General features: G+C 52.8%; 13 protein-coding genes. 1 reads left to right on the top strand and 12 read right to left on the bottom strand.

Going from position 1 to position 18,998, the window contains the following annotated elements:
* Positions 1 to 30: 30 nt before the first annotated feature.
* The gene (locus OQ371_RS09635; protein ID WP_265993557.1) at positions 31 to 1,824 is read right to left on the bottom strand and encodes a hypothetical protein; all 1,794 of its coding nucleotides are present in this window, start codon (positions 1,822 to 1,824) and stop codon (positions 31 to 33) included.
* Between the two features lie 138 nt (positions 1,825 to 1,962).
* On the opposite strand from OQ371_RS09635, the gene upp reads away from it, so the two are divergent.
* On the top strand, positions 1,963 to 2,607 hold the full coding sequence (upp, locus tag OQ371_RS09630) for a uracil phosphoribosyltransferase (RefSeq protein ID WP_265993556.1): 645 nt from the start codon (positions 1,963 to 1,965) through the stop codon (positions 2,605 to 2,607).
* Here the strand turns inward: upp and OQ371_RS09625 are convergent, their stop codons facing one another.
* The 11 genes from OQ371_RS09625 to ilvB all read right to left on the bottom strand — a co-directional run bounded on the left by OQ371_RS09625 (position 2,608) and on the right by ilvB (position 18,939).
* The gene (locus OQ371_RS09625) at positions 2,608 to 7,398 is read right to left on the bottom strand and encodes a hypothetical protein (protein ID WP_265993555.1); all 4,791 of its coding nucleotides are present in this window, start codon (positions 7,396 to 7,398) and stop codon (positions 2,608 to 2,610) included.
* Positions 7,399 to 7,481: 83 nt separating this feature from the next.
* Complete coding sequence (gene prmA / locus OQ371_RS09620; RefSeq protein ID WP_265993554.1) at positions 7,482 to 8,318, bottom strand: 50S ribosomal protein L11 methyltransferase; 837 nt, start codon at positions 8,316 to 8,318, stop codon at positions 7,482 to 7,484.
* 98 nt (positions 8,319 to 8,416) lie between these two features.
* Positions 8,417 to 9,556 (bottom strand): 2-isopropylmalate synthase, encoded by a 1,140-nt coding sequence (locus OQ371_RS09615; RefSeq protein WP_265993553.1) that lies wholly within the window; start codon positions 9,554 to 9,556, stop codon positions 8,417 to 8,419.
* A 40-nt stretch (positions 9,557 to 9,596) separates the two neighbouring features.
* Entirely contained in the window at positions 9,597 to 10,667 is a 1,071-nt protein-coding gene (leuB, locus tag OQ371_RS09610) for a 3-isopropylmalate dehydrogenase (protein WP_265993552.1), read from the bottom strand.
* Positions 10,668 to 10,763: 96 nt separating this feature from the next.
* Positions 10,764 to 11,366: a 3-isopropylmalate dehydratase small subunit gene (leuD, locus tag OQ371_RS09605; protein ID WP_265993551.1), complete on the bottom strand. Its 603-nt coding sequence runs from the start codon at positions 11,364 to 11,366 to the stop codon at positions 10,764 to 10,766.
* 13 nt (positions 11,367 to 11,379) lie between these two features.
* The gene (gene leuC, locus OQ371_RS09600) at positions 11,380 to 12,783 is read right to left on the bottom strand and encodes a 3-isopropylmalate dehydratase large subunit (protein ID WP_265993550.1); all 1,404 of its coding nucleotides are present in this window, start codon (positions 12,781 to 12,783) and stop codon (positions 11,380 to 11,382) included.
* Between the two features lie 92 nt (positions 12,784 to 12,875).
* Positions 12,876 to 14,153 carry a threonine ammonia-lyase IlvA gene (ilvA, locus tag OQ371_RS09595; RefSeq protein ID WP_265993549.1) on the bottom strand — a complete coding sequence of 426 codons (1,278 nt, stop codon included), beginning with the start codon at positions 14,151 to 14,153 and terminating at the stop codon, positions 12,876 to 12,878.
* A 127-nt stretch (positions 14,154 to 14,280) separates the two neighbouring features.
* Positions 14,281 to 15,324 carry a ketol-acid reductoisomerase gene (gene ilvC, locus OQ371_RS09590; protein WP_265993548.1) on the bottom strand — a complete coding sequence of 348 codons (1,044 nt, stop codon included), beginning with the start codon at positions 15,322 to 15,324 and terminating at the stop codon, positions 14,281 to 14,283.
* A 39-nt stretch (positions 15,325 to 15,363) separates the two neighbouring features.
* Positions 15,364 to 16,500, bottom strand: coding sequence for a hypothetical protein (locus OQ371_RS09585; RefSeq protein WP_265993547.1), 1,137 nt, complete (start codon positions 16,498 to 16,500; stop codon positions 15,364 to 15,366).
* Positions 16,501 to 16,533: 33 nt separating this feature from the next.
* On the bottom strand, positions 16,534 to 17,067 hold the full coding sequence (ilvN, locus tag OQ371_RS09580) for an acetolactate synthase small subunit (protein WP_265993546.1): 534 nt from the start codon (positions 17,065 to 17,067) through the stop codon (positions 16,534 to 16,536).
* 111 nt (positions 17,068 to 17,178) lie between these two features.
* Positions 17,179 to 18,939: a biosynthetic-type acetolactate synthase large subunit gene (gene ilvB, locus OQ371_RS09575; RefSeq protein WP_265993545.1), complete on the bottom strand. Its 1,761-nt coding sequence runs from the start codon at positions 18,937 to 18,939 to the stop codon at positions 17,179 to 17,181.
* Positions 18,940 to 18,998 lie beyond the last annotated feature (59 nt).

Here is an 18,998-nt window from a genome sequence, read left to right as displayed (position 1 = left end):
CGGGTGTTCCGCCGGAACATTTTACTGGAATCAGAGAACCAAGGTACGGTACGGCAGATTCCAGCGCAAGGCAAAAGAAGTGGAGGAGGTGTTGTATTTCAGCCGCTCGGCTTGGCTATCACTGCTACGAACGATTTGCTGCAAATCAACAAACAGATTGTGTTTCAGCATAAAAGACAACCGGATATCTCCGTAAGAAACCAGGGTTTTTCGGCCCTGACCGATGTAGTGGCCCGTATCTGGTTCTTTTCCCGGCCAGTTGTAACGGCTTTCGTAACTTTTCAGCAGGTTGCCGCCGTAGTTGTAATTTTCACCCAGCGGATCGGCCCCGTACATCATCAGTCCAAAGGTTCCGGTGAGGTTCCAGCGGTTGAGGGGCTGATACCGGATAATGGCCAGCCCTTCTCTAAAGTTGGCGCCGAGCGGGTGCGCCAGCGGCTGGTTGTAGTTCACGTAATTGGTTTGCCCCGAACGGTGCGAATACGTGTAGGGGCGCGCCTGGTTCATTTCGGCCTGCAGGTCCAGGTTGGGAACACCAAACGCGTCGATGTATTTCAGACCGGCCTGAAAGGCAAACTTGTTAACCCAGGAGCCTTTTCCAGCCCGTAATTCACTGATTTTAAATTCATCGAGCATCAGTTGCCCATACGCCATGAAATGACCGGCGAAGTTCGCCTTAAAATCCAGCCCGATCAGCGCATTGTCGACGCTGCCCCGGTACGACTCAACGAAGCGGTAGAAGATGATGGGATTGAAATAGTTCAGCTCCAGTTGGCTGCGGCTAAAAACCTCCGCTTCAAACAAGCCTACGTTGACGTGTTTGCCAATGTTAACGCTCAAGTGGTGAATGGCCGTGTACTTCTGCGCGATAGGAACCGTTGTGCTGAAAGCCCGCTGGTTGTTCTGAAGCTCCGTCAGCAAATTGGTATACAGGAAACGGCCCATCCGAGTACTGATTTTCAGGAACAGATACGGCGAGCTGTTATCCGATAACAACAGGGACCGGTAGCCGTTTCCGAAAAAATTGCGGTCGTGCCCGAACTGGATGTTGATAATTTTTAACGCGTTGAAGGTGATGTAACCTCGCGCGGCCAGAAAATCAGCCCCACCCAACGGAGCGTCTCCGGTCGGAATTCGCTTGACAAACCCTTCGAACGGCGCAAATCCCATTTCCGACTCGCCGGAATACTGCGTACCGTAATCCCAGATATACCGGGGGTATAAAACCTGATTATCCGACAAAAAGGTGTAAAAGCTTAGTCGTTTGCGGATGCTTCCGCGGATTTCGATCCCCCGCGAGTTGACGTATGGATTGAAGGATTTGCCCAGATCGCCCGTATTGAACTCGGCGCCATACCTGAAATCGACCGCTGGATTGACGTGAATATCAAAATCCGGGTTTTCGTAACTGTATAAATCGCTTTTTTTCTTGTAGAATGGCCCCCACGACCGTTGGCTATCGCCCGGCTGTTTCTGACCGGCGTGCAGTTCCGATGCGCGCAGTTGCAGCAACGGTACCGTATCCGCGTAAACTTTAGGGACCCATTCCCAGCTATCGTCGCGCAGGTACCGAACAGTAAAGCGGTCAACGGGTGACAGACGAACGAAGGGATCGCTCAGGATGCTGTCGGTTAACTGAACTACCCCCTGACGGCTGTAGGGTTTTACCGAACTATGGAAACCAGTCGCCCACCGGCCTTGCTTGATTTCCAGTCGATCAATCAGGTGATAATAATCGCTGTTTAAAGGTATCTTCTGACTTTGGGCCCACGTCAGTCCGGACGTCAGCAAAACCAAAGCGAAAGTGACCCTACTCGTAAACATATTCCCCATAGGAATCTTTACTTTGACCATCGCCGGGACGGCGCTTCTGCCTAACGTTGTTCTGTATTCATGCACAAATTAGGGAAAGCGTTTGGATTATCCGACACATTCGCTTTAAATTAGGCTGAAAAAGCCTCTATGTTTGTTTTTGCCGATCGCCCCTCTATTGCCGACCAGTTTATTGCCGAACTCCGTGATGTTACCATTCAGAAAGATCCGATGCGCTTCCGGCGCAATCTGGAACGTCTGGGCGAACTCATGGCGTACGAGATATCCAAGTCGATGTCGTTTCAGATGGTGCAGGTAAAAACACCCCTGGGTGTGGCTCCTACGCCCCTGATCAAGAATCCGCCCGTCCTGGCCACCATCCTGCGGGCCAGCCTGCCGTTTCATCAGGGCTTCCTGAACTATTTCGACCGAGCGGAAAACGCTTTTATTGGCGCTTACCGCGGTTATCAGTCTGTCAGCGAAGAGTTTGAAGTAGCCATGGATTACATTTCCAGCCCGGACCTAAGCGGAAAAACCGTTATTCTGATGGACCCGATGCTGGCAACGGGCCGGTCGCTGGAAAAGGTATACCACGCCCTGCTGCGGTTTGGCACCCCGGCCAGAACCCACATTGCTGCGGTGCTGGCCAGTCCGGAAGGCATCCGCTACGTTCAGGAAAAAATGCCCCAGTGCCACCTCTGGCTGGGTGCCGTCGACGAACGGCTTGACGCCCATTACTACATCGTTCCGGGTCTGGGCGACGCGGGCGATCTGGCGTTTGGCGAGAAAATCTGATCAGAAGCCTTCCTTCTTATCGTCTTCTTTTTCTTTCTCTTTTTTCTTCTCCACCACCTTTTTCGGCGCTTCTTTGGCTCCGGCGGTTTTGGGCTGCGGCTTGGGCTTTTCCTTGGTTTTGTACTGATCCAGATACCGGTTGGTAAACTGCTCTTTCTCGAAAGCGTCGGCAGCCACAATGGCCATGTTTTTACTTCCGCCTTTGCTGCCCGCCATAATCCGGTCGTTCAGTTCCTGATCGGATGTCAGCAGGGCCAGTTGCGCCGTAGCTCCCCCGCCGGACTTGTAATCCCAGTAAAACCAGATATCCGGCGAAGACTCCAGGTAGATGGTCGCTTCGTCACCGCCGTCGGTTTTCCGGATTTCCACAAACCCTTCCATCTGGGCGTTGATGTCTACATTGTCGATGTTCGACACCCCGATGGGCCCAACGCTGTACAGGGTGTTGTGTTTGTCCGACCAGCGCAGGTTAACGTTCGACAGCACCAGCGAAGCCACAAATTTGGGAGCGGCCTGGGTAATCGAAACGTGCTGGTTCTGCGCTTTGGTACGGTACACATCCGTTGTCTTCTGACCAATCAGAGCCGCCAGCTTAGCCGTTAACCGGTCCAGATCGTCATCGGCGGCTTCGTCGTTCTTTTCGTCCAGGTTCGCCTTCACCACTTTGTCGGCAATGGCCGCATTGATCGGCGGGGGAATCGGCAGGGCAAAACCGACCAGCGCATTCAGACGCAGGGTGGCACTGTCGACATTGGCCCGACCCGTTCCGGCGGCAAAAACCAGGTTGTTCGACGATGAACCGGTATTCATAAGGTTAACTGCGCCCTTGAAGTTCATAACGCCCGTGGCATCGTTGAACGTAAAAGCCCCTTCCACATCATCCAGACCGCCTTCGTCTTTTTTCAGGATCCGGAAAACCTTGTCTTTTTCGTCGTAGGTCATCACCCCCGTAGCCCGGAACAGATCGTCGTCCTTGTCGTTTTCTTTAGTCGATAAAAACGTTGGATAAAGGCCGACCGCGCCCCCACCCCGGAAGTGCAAACCGGCGGTTAACAGTTGATTGCCGTCGTTCTTGAGCGTTTCATCCACTTTTATACTGAATGTTTCGCCAATTTTTTCCTTCATCGGAATCCAGTCGCTGACCAGCTTGGGCCGCTTTTTCAAGGCCATTTTAATGGCTCCTTCCAGCTTCAGGTCCTGCTCGGGGGCCATCATCGTAACGCTCCCCTTGAACTGCACTTTGGGCGCCAGCATCACGTTATCCCGTTCGTCGACATCGGCGCGGGCCACGGTGTAGTAGGTTTTCGCCAGCTCATTTCCGTTTTTACCCCGCCGACCCGCACTCCGGCTATTCGATGCCAGGGCTACCGGCGCAGCTTCTTTCAGTTCGAAACTACCCATTTTGATGCTGGCGGTATCTCCCTTGGCAGCGGCAAACTGGTAAACGGCATCCCCGGCAAACCGCGTCCGCGATTGAACCTGAATGTTACCCCCTTTAAGTTTATGGAAAAGACTGGTCGTGTCCAGCTCCAGCCGGGCGTTTTTGAGCGGCAGCATTTCCCCGTTCCGCTTGATGGTGATCAAGCCCTTGTCCGGATAAATCCGGGCGTCGGCAGAGGTAACATACGGCACTCCACTGACGTTGAGCGTGGCTTTTTCCACATCATAAACCGCCGAAGCACCGTTGAACGTCAGGCCCTCCTGCTCCTCCGCCGTCGACGTGAACGTGGAAGTCTTGGCGGACTTCATCGTGATGGTTTTGGCCGCAATATTCCACTGTGCCTTACTAATCGAGGTTTTATAAGCGGCATTCGGGAACTCAAGGCTAGACGCCAGGGTGTCGTCAATCGACGTTGCCGATTTCGCATCCGTAGCAATGGTTACAACGCCCTTAACCTGGTTGAAGTCTACGTCCACCTTCGTTCCCAGCAACATGGGCTTTGTGGTATTGCCCTGCTTATCGGCCACCACCCGGAACTGGGCGTTTCCGGCCGTAAAGCCTTCTTTGTTAAACTTGATGTTATCCGACTGCGCTTCCGAATCTGACCGTTTAACGGTGCCTTTCCCAAACAAACCGCCCGAGCGGACCAACAAATCCCCTTTTAGATTCGTGCTGCCGTTGTAAAAACTGAAATGGTCGGCTTTGGTGGAAATCTTCATGCTGTCGGCTTTCGGATACCACTTCATGGTGTAATTCTTGATATCGACCGCCGGGAAATACGCTTTCCCCACAAGCCCTTCCCTGATCTGCCCCGACTCGCCCGATGTTACCACCGAGTCGGGCGTCATCAGAATATTTTTGGCCGGCAGTACGGCGTTCATGTGGGAAATGACTCCTTCGGCCCGGAGTCCTTTGCGGTCCATGATCAGTTTGCCGGTAAACTTCAGGTTTCCTTTACCACCGTAAAGCGGGTAACCAGCCGCCGGAGCCGTGTGCTCAAAACCCAATGAGTTGTCGGGCATCGACTTCAGCGTGGTTTTGATGGGCGGGAAAATACCGTCGGAGTGGAAGGTACCGTCAAACGCAATGTCGCCCTTCCCCAGACTGTCGTTATCCACCGCCGGGACTTTGAAATAGACATTTTTGTTGTAAATCAGGCTACCACGGTTTGGTTGGTTGAAGTAGACAGTCATTCCTTCCGGCATCGTCAGCCGCTGCGTGTTCTTCTTGCCTTTCTGCTGGCCGGATTTGTTGCCTTTATCGGCCAGAAAAACCGTTCCCGGCTTTTCGTATTGAATGTCACCACCGATCTCCTGGTTCTTGCCCTGGGGGGTGAACGTGATGGAGTCGATTTTGGTCATGTTCATCGAAAACTGATCGTAATCAAAGCCCAGATCCCGGCCCGTATACCGCATGTTACCAGACCTCAATTGTCCCGTCAATGAAAACGCCCGGTTTTTGCCAATCCGCAGGGTTTTATCCGTGGGCACGGCGGTAATCTTCAGGGAATCACTGATGCTGAACCGCTCAACGCCCCGGATGGTCAGAAATTTGTCGTTCAGGTTGATCGTTGCGTTGGTCGTGCTGTCGTTTGACGGATAAGTTGAGCGAATCAGGAAGTTATCGTAATCCTTCTTGTGAGCGTTGGCCAGCACATACAGTACGCCTTTGCGACTCAGCCGCATCTCCTCCGAGCGGGCATCCAGGTCCACATAGCCCAGTGCAACCATCCGTTGCAGCACATTGCGCATGACGGAGGGGTTGATTTTGGCAAACGTCGCCAGATCATCGGCAAAAAACGTCTGTGTTTTCTTCACCGTGACGTAGTTAGCGGCTACCTGCAAGGGGTGAAAACCGAAGTCGGCCGACATTCCCGCGTACCGTTCCGGATAGAAAAAATCGAAGGATTCAAACCGGACCGGCACCTCCTTTTTGGCGGCCAATTGGTAAAAATCAACTTTCTGCCGGGGTAAATCCCAGCGAACCACTTCGGGCTGAATGTAAAACTTGTGGTAACTGTCGCTGAAATACGTATCTGAATAGCCCGACTTTTCGGCCTTGCTCAACCGGGCAATACCGGCAGCATGATCGTATCGGAAGGCCACACCGGGATGGTACAAAGTATCGGCCGCATCGATGTAGCCGGTAAAGGCAGCCAGGGGACTCGAAATTACCGAATCAGCAAATTCGAACCGTTGGCTGCTGGCTTTAAACGCCGGCTTCCCTTTAAAAGTGACCTGCAAAAACGACGGCTGACCGCTCGCCGACGAACCGTAGAGCCGGGTACCATACAGGGCAATACCACCCCGGTACGTAATGCCGTTGCCCAGGTTTGTCAGCGTTACATCGTTGTTCCATGAAATAAACCGCGGATAAGTGGGCGGCTGGTTGGGCGCCCGCTTCTTGCTGTCGAATTCAAACTTGCCTATAACGGGTTTGGCAAGCGGCTTGAACGTCAACGTCACGTCATCGGCGCTGATTTTGGGATTTGCCACGGCAAACGAGTAATCGGCCAGGGTGACCAGCGTTTCGGGCTGCCCCGCCGATTCCCACGAAAACGAGCCGCCCTTCCCGACCCAGATACCGTCTTTGAGCATCAGCGCGCCGTCCGTCTTTTTCACGGCTACGGAATCATTCGCCGTGATCATAACCAAGTCGGCCCCTTTCACCTCCAGCACCGGTCCGGTCAGCGCCGGAATCGGTTTCCGGGTTCCCGACCACGCTCCCGGAATGACCCTGCCGGTAGAATCCAGCGGCAGGTCCCACCCGTCGGATTCTACCGGTTTGGCAGTCTGCGGCTTTTTGCCGGAAGTAACACTATCGGTTGCGGGCGTGGCGGTAGTACCCGTCTGGTCGGCCAAACGCAGCGTGAAGGTTCCGCCATTAGCGTAAAGCTTGTTGTAGTTATTGGTGTACAAAAACCGCTTTTCGGCAAACAACCGCACGGTTTCTAGAATCTTCGCCAGCGTTTTGGCGTCATATTTTTCAAAGGATTTCTCGGCAATCATCAGAGCGTTGTCCACCTCGCCCGCACTAGCCTGTTGGGTAACGAGCAGGTGATACAGCGATTCGTACAACGGCGCAAACTGCTGTGCCGGCTGATACCGTTTGGCGTTCATTTTCCGGCTCAGGGCCATCACGCGCTCTTTCTGCGGGGCCGACAGCCGGTTTTCCGTAAACAGCATTTCGAGGTTTTTCTCCGCTTTTTGCGCGTAAGCCCCGCCCGAACCCATCAGCTTCTGCAAATCCGTCAGAAACTGCTCCGGATTGTCCGACAGTTTCACATTTTGCGCTTTTGCCACCGTTGTCAACAGCAGCAAAGCAGCCAGAACACTGTATATCTTGCTCATAATTTCCTAATGTATTGCCGAACGCTAGTCTGTGTCTGGCTACGGTTTTCCCAATACAAGGTAACTATAAGCTAGAACACGGACTACTGCCCGGCAGTACTGAATTGTATTGAAACCCAGTTGTTTTGAGTTAACTTACTGGTCTTGGTTAAGCCTTCAGCCACTCCCTTTTCTTCGATATCCGGCGCATCCTGTTCGTAGAAACCGCTCACCAACAGGGTGCCGCCCGGATTCATCAGCCGGACGTAAACCGGTATATCTGCCAACAACACATTCCGGTTGATGTTGGCCAGCACAATATCAAACTTCTCGTTGGGATTCACATCATGAATCGTGCCCTGAAAAACTTCAATGGACGAACAACCGTTTAATTCGGCGTTTTCCCGGGCATTCTCAACGGCCCATTCTTCAATGTCGAAAGCCACCACCCGGCTGGCGCCCTGCAAAGCCGCCAAAATCGCCAGAATACCGGTTCCCGAACCGACATCCAGCACGGTTTTTCCGGCGGCATCAACGCCCAACTGGTGTTCGAGCATCATGGCCGTGGTTTCGTGGTGCCCCGTTCCAAACGACATTTTCGGGTTGATCACAATATCGTATTGAAACCCCGGATCCTGCTCGTGAAACGAAGCGCGGACCTTAATCCGACTTTGCACCTCGATGGGTTGGTAATTCCGTTCCCACTCTTCGTTCCAATTCTTTTTTTCTAACGAATTGATCTGGTAGGCTATTGCGGTTTGATCACCGTATTTATCGACAATGGACTGAATGGCAGCTTCATCAAAATCAGGTTCCAGGATGTAAGCATTCAACCCTTCATCGGTTTCGACAAAGGACTCAAAGCCCAGATCCGCCAGCTCGGCCATCAGAATATCGGTGTAATCGGCCGAAACCGTCAATTGTATCTCTGTGTAGTTCATCCCGTAAAGAAACAAAAAAAGGACAAGCCTTTCGACCGTCCTTTTTATTCGTATCGCCTAAAAACGCCGTCCGGCTGGTGAACCTGACGGTATTTGGATTAGCGAATTAACTCCATCAAATCCTTATCATTTACTTCTTTGCGAATGTCGGCCATGTCGAGGAAGCGTTTGTAGAGCGTATCCAGCGTGGGCTTGTCGTAACGATAACCGAGCAATTCCAACCGGTGTTTCAGCGCGTGACGACCGCTGCGGGCCGTCAGCACGATCGACGATTGGGGAACGCCCACTTCCTGCGGGGTCATGATTTCGTAGTTCTCGGCGTGTTTCAGGAAGCCGTCCTGGTGAATACCCGACGAGTGCGCGAACGCATTCCGGCCCACAATGGCTTTATTGGCCTGCACCGGCATCCGCATCATTTCGGACACCAGCTGGCTGATCGGATACAGGCGTTTGGCGTCGATACCGGTTTCAAAACCTAGTTCTTTATGCACCTTCAGGGCCATCACGATTTCTTCCAGCGAGGTGTTACCCGCCCGTTCGCCAATCCCGTTGATGGTTACCTCCACCTGCCGCGCGCCGTTCTGAATACCGGCCAGCGTATTGGCGGTTGCCAGCCCGAGGTCGTTGTGGCAGTGAATGGAAATAGTGGCCTGATGAACGTTGGAAACGTTTTCGTAGATGTATTTTATTTTCTTCCCGTATTCGTCGGGCAGGCAGTAACCGGTCGTATCCGGCAGGTTGACTACCGTGGCACCGGCGGCAATCACGGCCTGGGTCAGTTGCGCCAGAAACTGAAGGTCGGCCCGCCCGGCGTCTTCGGCGTAAAACTCCACATCTTCCACGTAGTTGCGGGCGTGTTTTACGGCGGCAACGGCCTGTTCCAGAATCTGCTCGCGGGTGCTGTTGAATTTATTCCGGATGTGAATATCCGACGAACCGATTCCGGTGTGAATCCGTCCCCGCTTGGCGTATTTCAACGCTTCGCCAGCGGCATCAATGTCTTCTTTTTTGGCCCGTGAAAGCGCACAGATAACTGGTTCGGAAACGGCTTTTGAAATGGCAACGACCGACTGAAAATCACCGGGGCTGGAAATCGGGAAACCCGCTTCGATGATGTCGACGCCGAGACGTTCCAGTTCTTTCGCCACCACGATTTTCTCTTCTGTGGTCAGCTGGCTACCCGGCACTTGTTCGCCGTCGCGCAGGGTGGTGTCGAAAATATAAATCCGTTGGCTCATGGTTGATAAAGAATAAATTGAGTAGAGTTTTCTCGCTTGATCAAAGTTTAGAAATCAACTGCTGTCCCATTTCCTGCGTTCCCAAAATCAGGTTTGCGGGTGTGGTGGCATCGGCAATATCGCGCGTCCGGAATCCGGCTTTCAAAACCTGATCAACGGCGTTGACAACGGCCTCGGATTCGGCTTTCATGCCAAACGAAATATCGAGCATCAAAGCGGCCGACAGCACCGACGCCAGCGGGTTGGCAACGCCTTTGCCCGTGATATCGTGGGCCGAACCGTGAATGGGTTCATAGAGCCCCGTGGTATCACCGATTGAAGCCGACGCCAGCATGCCCATGGAGCCGGCGATCTGCGAAGCTTCGTCCGTTAAAATATCCCCGAACAGGTTGCCCGTTACGACCACGTCGAACCGGCGCGGATCTTTGATCAGCAGCATGGCAGCGGCATCAATAAACTGGTGTTCCACTTCCACTTCGGGATACCGTTTGGCCACTTCCTGCACCACTTCACGCCAGAGCCGGGATGATTCCAGCACGTTGGCTTTATCCACCGAGCACAGCTTTTTCCGGCGGGTCATGGCGGCTTCAAACGCTTTAACGGCAATCCGTTCTACCTCGTAGCGGCTGTAGATCATCAGGTCATACGCCGTATCGCCGTCGTCTTTGCGGCCTTTTTCGCCAAAATACACGTCGCCCGTCAGCTCACGGAAAAATAGAATGTCGGCACCTTGCAGAAATTCCGGCTTGATGCTTGATGCCTGTAAAAGCTCGTCGAACAGCTTGATGGGACGCAGGTTGGCATACAAGCCCAGGGCTTTCCGGATGCCCAGCAAACCTTGTTCGGGCCGTACTTTCGCCGAGGGGTCGTTGTCGTACTTCGGGTGCCCAACGGCTCCGAATAGAATAGCGTCCGACTGCTTCGATTTGGTAACGGTTTCGTCCGGCAGCGGATTACCCGTTGCTTCAATGGCCGCGTGACCAATCAGGGCTTCGTCGTACGTAAATTCGTGGCCAAATTTCTCCGCGATGCGGTCCAGAACCTGTTTCCCAACGGTTGTTACTTCCTGACCGATGCCGTCGCCGGCGATGACTACAATGTGTTTCTTCATTCCTCTTCAATGAGTGAATGAGCGAATGAGCGAATGAGTGAATAGCTCCGCAGTAAGCATGAATCCGGCAGAGCTATTCACTCATCACGCATTCACTCACTGGACATTAGCGTGGGCTAGATCGTATTGTTTGATTTCTTCTTGTAAGCTCAACAGGTAATCAATGTCATCGTATCCATTCATCAAGCACTGCTTTTTGTAGGCGTTGATGGCGAATGGTTCTTTCAACCCGTTTTCCAGCACAATCTCCTGGCTGACCAGATCGACCGTTATTTCTGTTTTCGGATTGGCTTCAATGGCCTTGAAAATCTCGGCGAGGAAGGCGTCCGAAACCTGAGCAGGCAACACAAAGTTATTCAGAGCATTATTCCGGAAAATATCCGCGAAGAAGCTCGAAATAACCACCTTAAAACCGTAATCGTGCAGCGCCCAGGCGGCATGTTCCCGGCTGGAACCCATCCCGAAGTTTTTGCCCGCAACCAGAATTCGGGAACCCGCATACGTCGGATCGTTCAGGACGAAATCCGCTTTTGGCGTATCGTCGCCGTTGTACCGCCAGTCCCGGAACAGGTTATCGCCGAAGCCTTCGCGCGTGGTGGCTTTCAGGAATCGCGCCGGAATAATCTGATCGGTATCAATATTCTCAATCGGCAACGGTGCCGCCGTTGAGACCAGTTTATGGAAGGTTTCTTTGCTCATTCTAATGATCTGTTTACACCAATTGCCGAACGTCCGTCACTTTGCCGGTCACCGCAGCGGCTGCCGCCATGATCGGACTGGCCAGGAACGTTCGCGCACCGGGTCCCTGACGACCTTCGAAATTACGGTTGGATGTCGAAATGCAGTACTTACCCGCCGGAACTTTGTCTTCGTTCATACCCAGACACGCCGAGCAACCCGGTTCGCGCAGTTCAAAACCGGCTTCCAGAAACACCTGATCCAGTCCTTCGGCTTTAGCCTGTTGGGAAACCTGAACGGAGCCCGGTACAATCCAGACCTCCACGCCCTCGGCTTTTTTCTTGCCTTTCACGAAATCAGCCACCGTCCGCAGATCTTCAATCCGGGCGTTGGTGCAGGAGCCAATAAACACGTAATCAACCGGTTTGCCGACCAGTTCCATACCCGGCTCCAGCCCCATGTAGGCCAGTGACTTCGTGTAGGAAGCCAGTTCGCTTTGCGGTATTTCGCTCAGGTTGGGAACGTGACTGTCTACGCTGATGCCCATTCCGGGGTTAGTACCGTAGGTAATCATCGGCCCAATATCTTCGGCATTGTAGTTCAGTTCCAGATCGAACTCGGCGTCTTCGTCGGTTTTCAGCGTCCGCCAGTGTTCAACGGCTTGATCAAACGCTTCACCCTGCGGGGCAAACCGACGGCCGCGAATGTATTCAAACGTAGTTTCGTCGGGCGCAATCAGGCCCCCGCGCGCACCCATTTCGATGCTCATGTTGCAGATGGTCATCCGGGCTTCCATCGACAAGCCGCGAATGGTATCCCCCGCGTATTCGACGAAATAGCCCGTCGCTCCGCTGGCTGAGATCTGGGAAATGATGTAAAGAATAATATCCTTCGAGCTAACGCCTTTCGTCAATTGCCCGTTGATGTTGATGCGCATCCGCTTCGGCTTGTATTGCAGAATGCACTGGGTAGCCAGCACCTGCTCTACTTCGCTGGTCCCGATGCCGAATGCGATGTTGCCGAGCGCGCCGTGGGTACTGGTGTGGCTATCTCCGCAAACGATGGTCATGCCCGGCAGGGTCACGCCCAGTTCGGGACCGATAATATGGACAATGCCCTGAAAAGGGTGTCCGAGATCGTAGAGTTCAATACCAAATTCGGCGCAGTTTTTCCGTAAGGTTTCTACCTGATGCCGCGATAGGGCTTCTTTGATGGGCAAGTGCTGATCTTTCGTCGGTACGTTGTGATCAGCCGTCGCCGTCGTACGCGCAATGTTGAAAACACCGATGCCCCGCTTCCGCAACCCGTCAAACGCCTGCGGACTGGTCACTTCGTGAATAAAATGGCGATCGATAAAGACGGCATCCGGTCCGCCGTCCATCGCCTTGACGACGTGGGCATCCCAGATTTTATCGAAAAGTGTTCTAGGCTGACTCATGGCTATAGTTCTTACTTATTTTACATTTCCCCCTTATCAGATCGACGGCGGAGAAAACTACTCAATCTGCTCTGAGAAACGTCCGCAATTGTTTAAATCAAAAACTCAAACAGGTCCGGCTTGTCGTTCAGGTATTCAAAATGGATTTTGGCTTCACGCATGCGGTTCAGCAGCGGTTCAAAATCCGATTTGTTTTTCAACTCGATACCGACCAGAGCCGGACCGCGCTCCCGATTGGTTTTCTTGGAATATTCAAACAGCGTAATGTCGTCGGTTTCACCCAGCACACCGCTCAGGAATTCACGCATGGCCCCGGCCCGCTGCGGAAACCGGATGATGAAGTAATGCTTTAGTCCTTCGTACAGCAGCGACAACTCTTTGATTTCTTCCGTACGGGTAATGTCGTTATTTCCTCCGCTGACGAGGCAAACCACATTTTTGCCTTTGATCTCATCTTTCAGAAAATCCAGGGCGGCAATCGTCAGCGCCCCGGCCGGTTCGGCCACGATGGCGTCTTCGTTGTAGAGTTGCAGAATGGTCGTACAGACTTTGCCTTCGGGCACCAGGATGAGCTGATCAAGATTTTGCCGACAGATTTCGAACGTTGTTGCGCCAACGCGCTTGACGGCGGCTCCGTCTACAAACTTGTCAATTTCATCCAGGGTTACGACATGCCCCTGATCCATCGCTATTTTCATGGAGGGCGCACCCAGCGGTTCTACCCCAATCAGCTTTGTTCTCGGACTCAGTTGCCGAAACACCGTCGAAACGCCCGATGCCAAACCGCCCCCGCCGATGGCCATCAGCAGGTAGTCAATCCGAAAGTTGGAGTCTTTAAAAATCTCCAGGCCAACGGTCCCCTGTCCTTCAATGACCTGCATGTCGTCGAACGGATGCACAAATGTGCTGTCGTGGGCATTCACGTAGTCGATGGCCGCATGGAAAGCATCATCGTAGGTATCGCCGGTCAGGATCACCTCCACAAATTCTTTCCCAAACAGTTTGACCTGCTTGACTTTCTGATTGGGCGTGGTGGTCGGCATGAAAATAATCCCTTTGACTGCCATCTTCCGACAGGCATATGCCATGCCCTGCGCGTGGTTACCGGCACTGGCGCAAACCACACCTTTAGCCAGCGCTTCAGCGGGCAGACTGGCCATTTTGTTGTAAGCGCCCCGAATTTTGTAGGAGCGTACAACCTGTAAATCTTCCCGTTTCAGAAAAATATTGGCCCCGTATTTGTCCGACAGGTTTAGATTTTCCTGCAACGGTGTGTGCACGGCAACGCCCCGCAACCGATCAGCCGCCAGATAGATGTTGTCTACGTCCGGAAAGGTGATTTTTTTCTCCGCTTCAACCACGTTATTCAAGATTTTAAGTTTAAGAATCGGGGAGTTCAGGAGCCCTGATGGGATGTTAAAGTTACTCAAATTACGGCAAACTTTAACAACGAGTTCCTAAACTGCCCCGATGATGCAGGGAGCCCTGCCCTAAACTTTAGTTGCGCTCCGGACGCAGACTGCGAACTGCCGTTCCGGCCCGCCACATTTCTGATTCCCGAAGTTCTTTCAGTTCTTCTTCCAGTTTTTCACGGTAATCAGCCTGCGAGTTGCGGGTGATCGAGATATTGGCCTGCTCACCGGCTTTCACCGAATTGTAAAGTTGTTCGAAAACCGGCTTCGTGGCATCCCGGAACGGTTTCCACCAGTCGAGGGCTCCGCGTTGGGCAGTTGTCGAACAGTTGGCGTACATCCAGTCCATTCCGTTCTCGGCAACGAGCGGCATCAGCGACTGCGTCAGTTCTTCGACGGTTTCGTTGAAGGCTTCCGACGGGGAGTGACCGTTGGCGCGCAGCACTTCATACTGAGCAGCAAAAATTCCCTGAATGGCGCCCATCAGCGTACCGCGTTCGCCGGTCAGGTCAGAAGTTACTTCTTTATAGAAATCGGTTTCGAACAGGTACCCTGAACCCACGCCAATGCCCATTGCAATGGCTTTCTGACGGGCTTTACCGCTGGCATCCTGGTAGATCGCAAAGCTCGAGTTCAAGCCCTTGCCTTCCACGAACAACCGGCGCAGCGACGTTCCAGAGCCTTTCGGAGCCACCAGGAATACATCTACCTCGGCGGGCGGCACAATACCGGTCTGGTCTTTGTACGTAACCCCGAAGCCGTGTGAGAAATACAGCGATTTGCCGGCGGTCAGGTATTTTTTCACGGTCGGCCACAGCTCAATTTGAGCGGCATCCGACAGCAGGAAGCAGATAATGGTTCCTTTTTCGAGGGCTTCTTCAATTTCAAACAAGGTTTCGCCCGGCACCCATCCATCGCTCACGGCTTTGTCGTAGGTTTTGCCTTTGCGTTGGCCAACGATAACATTGAAACCATTGTCGCGCATGTTCAGCGACTGGCCCGGACCCTGCACACCGTAACCGATGACGGCGATGACTTCATCTTGGAGAGTTTCTCTGGCTTTTTCGAGAGGAAATTCTTCGCGGGTTACGACTTCTTCTTCAACTCCGCCGAAGTTAATTTTTGCCATTGTTTGACTAGTTTATTTGAACTGAAATTGATTACAGATTTATGGAAAATTAATCGAATACATCAGTGAAATTACCACGCTGCTCAACAACAAAAACCGTAGCTGCCCAGCCGACAGGTAGCGCTTCAGGATGGCCAGCGCGAAAAAGAACGCCATAAAGCCAAACGAAAGCGACCGCGTTCCGTCGGCAACCAGCACCGAGACCAGCATCGTCAGTGCCCAGGCCCCGCCCAGCAGGACCAGCTCCAGCCACTGCCGCCGAACGGCCAGCGCCCAGAAAGCCGCCAGCAGAATCAGCCACATTCCTTCCAGTCCGCGCGCCATTTTATCCCCTACGTAACTCATGCTCCAGGCCAGCGTCCGGGCCGACCAGGATGCATCGTGTCCAACCGTCATCCCGTAGGTCAGTTCCAGCCATTTCCGGGTCGCTCCGTACAACATGACACTGACTACCAGGGCCACCAATGGTGCGGGAATCAGTCGTAACTCAAACTTACGGGTTTTTACAACGGTCTGAATTAGGGGTAATAAATACCATAGCCCGATGTAAGTTGAGTTGATCAACGCCCGTTCGTCGCACCAGAATGCCAGCTGCGAAAACAAAATCACCAACAGCGGATTCCGAAAATACAGCGCCAAGGCCATGAAACAATACACGTAGGCATCGCAGTGGCCAAAGTAATTAATGACAAAAGCGGCTCCGGCATAGATTGCCGTAAAACCCGTCAGGAAATAGAACGTCAGTACTTTATCCTGCAACACCCGGTTTGCAATACTCGTAACCGCCCACAGAAAGACTACTCCCAGCACCAGCTGAAGCAAATATAATTTTGCAACGCCCAACCGGAAAAAATGAACCATCATCGGAATAGTCAGTCGGAAGGTCTGATTGGCCTCGTGCGTACCTGGTTCGTAGGTATTAGGCTCAAACATGCGATCGCTCTGCCGGATGATGTCATCCCAGAAAAAGCCGTCCAGCCGGCCCGGTTGCCTTATTTCTTCGTATAAATAGCGAAATCCGCGGTCGATAAAAACGCTGTTGAGCGCCAGCAGACTACCGATCGAAATCAGAATGGCAAGCCCGATCAGCCGAGCCTTCCAGAATCGAGAGTCGAAGAAAGCGGACAGCCATTGCTCAAATTGATAGATTGGTGCGGCTAAAGACGGTTGTTGCATGTAATTATTTGAATCCGGCCGCAAATATCGCCTTTACAAATAATATTCCCACTCATATTCAGGCAAGTATTCAACCAGCCCCTTCTCGGTTTTGCCAACCGCAACCCGGCCCGAACGAACAAACTCCAGAATTCCGTGGGGTTTGATGTAACTGAAAAACTCGAAAATTTCCTTCTCCGAACCGGTCTTCTCAATTACCACGTAATCCAGTTGCCAGTATACCACCCAGGCGTTGAAGTGCTTGTTGATGTATTCAATATCCAACGGCTTGGAACCCAACGGAGTAGCAATTTTGAACAGCGCAATTTCGTTCGACACGATTTCGTCGTTCAGGTACCCGAAAACCGCCATGACTTCAATAATTCTACGAATTTGACGAACCAGTTTTTCAACTTCTTCCCGCGATTCGTGCTTGATTACAATGGTAAACCGGGAAACACCTTTCCGCTCGGTTTCGGAAACCGTCAGGCTTTCAATATTAATGCGCCGACGGGTGAAAATAATCGTGATCCGATTGAGCAGACCAATCGTATTTTCGGTGAATATGCAAATGGTGTAAGTATTCATCTTTGTATTCGTACCCAGGGACTGAGCCGTGTAGCTCGAGCTACACCGGCTTCAGTCGGTGTTGTTTGTAATTTTTATGTAAACCGCTCACGGACTTAATCCGAGGGTACGTTATTCCAGCCGGATGGATGCGACGCTGGTTCCGGCCGGAACCATCGGGAATACGTTCTCTTCTTTCTCGACGATAATTTCCAGCAGATACGGCTTGTCTGATGCCAGCAACGTATCCAGCGACGCCGACAGATCCTCGCGGTTGGCACACGTATGGCCGTCGATTCCGAAACCTTTACCGATGGTGATAAAATCCGGATTCTGCAGCTCCACGAACGAATACCGACGTTCGAAGAACAATTGCTGCCACTGCCGTACCATTCCTAGGAAGTTGTTGTTCAGAATGATGATTTTCACCGGGAGCTTATTCTGGGCGATCGTTCCCAGCTCCTGAATGGTCATCTGGAAACAACCGTCGCCGATGATCGCAATGACCTCACGGCTTGGATCACCCACTTTGGCCCCGAAGGCTGCCGGAAGTGCAAAGCCCATCGTTCCCAAACCACCCGATGTAACCAGGCTGTGTGGTTTCTTGAATTCGTAGTAAGCCGATGTCATCATCTGGTGTTGGCCCACGTCGGCCACCATGACGGCTTCTCCGCGCGTTTTTTTCGACAGCAAATTGATGGCTTCCGCCATTTTAATTTTTTCGGTCGTCGGCGCAATGGCGGGTTGCGTTACTTTTTCCTCTTCAATGTCGTCGTATTTCCGAAATTCGTTGCGCCAGGCGGTGTGGTCATTCTGATTCACCAGCGGCATTAAGCGCGTTAAAACCTCTTTAGCGTCACCAATCACCGGGGCATCAACTTTGATAATTTTATCAATTTCAGCCGGATCAATTTCAATGTGTACGACTTTCGCCTGCCGGGCAAACAATTCCTTATTTCCAGTCACACGGTCGTCGAAGCGCATTCCAACTCCAATCAGCAGGTCGCACTGGTCCGTCATGACGTTGGATCCGTAGTTGCCGTGCATACCCAGCCAACCCGTGTAGAGCGGGTGATCGACCGAAAGAGCCGACTGCCCCAGCAACGTGGTAGCCACCGGGATACCGGTTTTTTCGACAAACGCCAGCAGTTCCTTCTCCGCTTTAGAGATCAAGACGCCGTGGCCCACCAGCATATACGGTTTTTTGGCCTTGTTGATCATTTCAGCGGCTTTCTCCAGTTGATCCTGCTTGGGGACCAGACGCGGACGATAGCTGATGACCTTTTCGCACTTGGCGTACTCGAAAGGTTTGGTCATCAATTCCAGCTGAGCACTCCTCGTAATATCAATCACGACCGGACCCGGCCGGCCCGTCTGTGCCAGGAAAAAGGCCTTGGCTACAATTTCCGGAATTTCGTCGGCGCTCGTCACCTGGTAATTCCATTTGGTAATCGGCATCGTAACGCCAATCACGTCGGTTTCCTGAAATGCGTCAGTTCCTAACAGCTTCGTTGCCACCTGACCGACCAGACACACCATCGGCGTTGAGTCGATCATGGCGTCGGCAATTCCCGTCACCAGGTTGGTGGCCCCCGGCCCTGAAGTCACCAGACAAACCCCGGCCCGGCCCGTCACCCGGGCGTAGCCTTCGGCTGCGTGGGCCGCGCCCTGCTCGTGACGCACCAGAATGTGGTTCAGGCGATCCTGATAATCATAGAGTGCGTCATAAACCGGCATGATGGCTCCGCCCGGGTAGCCAAAAATGGTTTCCACGCCCTCTTCCACCAAAGCCTGCATGAGCGCTTCGGCCCCCGTCAGGGGCTTGATCAATTGGGCAGCCGGAACAGCCGGTTGCGGTTCTTCTGCCGTTATTTCACTGACTGTTGTATTCATTGTATTGTCTGTTTTAGCGATCCGTACCGCCGATCGGCGTTCGTTGATTTCATTCGTTA

The organism is Larkinella insperata, assembly GCF_026248825.1.
GTDB lineage: Bacteria > Bacteroidota > Bacteroidia > Cytophagales > Spirosomataceae > Larkinella > Larkinella insperata.
This window is presented reverse-complemented; position numbering and strand designations above follow the sequence as displayed.